The following is a 1,525-nucleotide window of genomic DNA, read 5'->3' on the forward strand; positions in this document are numbered from 1 at the left end:
GGGCGCTCTTACTGAGGTTGAACTCGCGATGACGGCTGGATCGATCATGGTAATTCGATGGTCAGGCCGGTCTCGGCGAGACAGCCGTGGAGCAGACACGGACAGTACTGGATCTTCTTCGGTTTGCGTTTCGTGACACGGATCAGATGGTCGAGACCAGTAGCAGTGAAGTTCTCCAACGACCGTTTGACCAGCGACCACACCCCTTCCACCCGATTGAGATCGGGCGGGCAGGCGGGCAGGCGGAACACGGTCAGCCACTCTTTGTTCTCCGCGATGAAAGCGGTGAGCCCCCCGGACAGGTGGACGGGGAGGGTGTCCCACACCCACACCAACGGGGTGCCGAGTTGCTGGTGGACCAGGGGCGAAATAGGGAGGCGTAACTCTCGACCGGATCCGATTGGATCGGCGGGCCGTTTCCGCTGGTGGACGGCGCGCACCGATTGGACTCGTCGATGGGGGCGCAATCGACCGATTGTGCCCCCATCGCGGATTGGCTCGCGCTGGGCTGACGGTAGCCTGCCGATCACGGTGACAGGGGTCGAGTTTTGGGAGTGGCCGCAGGCGTCGATCGAGCGGACGGCGTATCCGCAGTTCACGCGCATAGGTCTCGTCGTGGGAGTTGCCCTGTCATCGACCGAAGTCAGCCGACGACAGGGGCACCCGACGGACTGTCCCGGATCAGGCGGTCAGCCACAGGACGGACAGCGGCTCGGGAGCCGGTTCCGACGACACCAAGCCAAGCTGTGAGCCGTCCGGCTCGCGGCCGGCGAACCATGGTCGTCCCCGAACGGGAACGGTGATCGTCCGGACCGCTCCCCCATGATCGTCCGATCTTCGTACCGGACCGCTCCCCTACTCGTACCGGCGTCCGTGCCGATCTCCGTACCGGCGCACCCCACAGAACAGCCGACCACACCCAGGGCACGCCCGCCGACGGCCGACACGCACCGTGGCCGCCGCAAGGCCTCGGCCAGTGCAGGCATGGCTCCCTCGCGCTCGACGTGCCGGGCGGCACCGGAACCAGCGTCTCCGCGGTCTCGGGCGCTCTCGCGCCTCGACGCTCGACGATATCCCCCTATAAATCATTTATATCATTTACTTACCCAAAAGCGTCATTGACTTCCATTTAGATATATCTAGTATTTCGGGAGGGAGGTTATATGTCTGTCCCTCGATGCACACGGCCACCGCTGCGCCTGCCGATGCTCGCCCTGCTCCTCGCCACGGCGCTGCTCGTCCCGGCCACCGGCGCCGCAGCCCAGGTGAACCCGCAGGCCCAGGGCGCTCCGGACACGGTGTTGCAGTGGTTCGACGAGACCCAAGCGGCCCTGGTAACGGCTGACTACCCGACACAGGTCACGAACATGCGGCTGTGGGCGATCAGCTGGATCGCCGCCAGCCGCGCCATCGGCCCCGGTCACGGCCCGTTCGCTGATGCCGCACTCGCCTCGGCGGTGCACGACTCGCTGGCTGCGCTCGTGCCGGCGCGCGCGCCGCAGCTGACCGCCGCGCTGGCCGCGAC

At 66.0% G+C, this 1,525-nt stretch carries 1 protein-coding gene and 1 pseudogene; one reads left to right on the forward strand and one right to left on the reverse strand.

Annotated features, from left to right (window positions below):
• Nucleotides 1-44: 44 nt before the first annotated feature.
• Nucleotides 45-440, reverse strand: coding sequence for a transposase (locus MJ777_RS10520; RefSeq protein ID WP_239375602.1), 396 nt, complete (start codon nt 438-440; stop codon nt 45-47).
• A gap of 723 nt (nt 441-1,163) precedes the next feature.
• Here MJ777_RS10520 and MJ777_RS10525 point away from each other — a divergent pair.
• Nucleotides 1,164-1,525, forward strand: a pseudogene (locus MJ777_RS10525) (phosphoesterase PA-phosphatase); the annotation flags it as partial.

The sequence above is a fragment of the Protofrankia sp. Cj5 genome (assembly GCF_917627405.1).
Classification (GTDB): domain Bacteria; phylum Actinomycetota; class Actinomycetes; order Frankiales; family Frankiaceae; genus Protofrankia.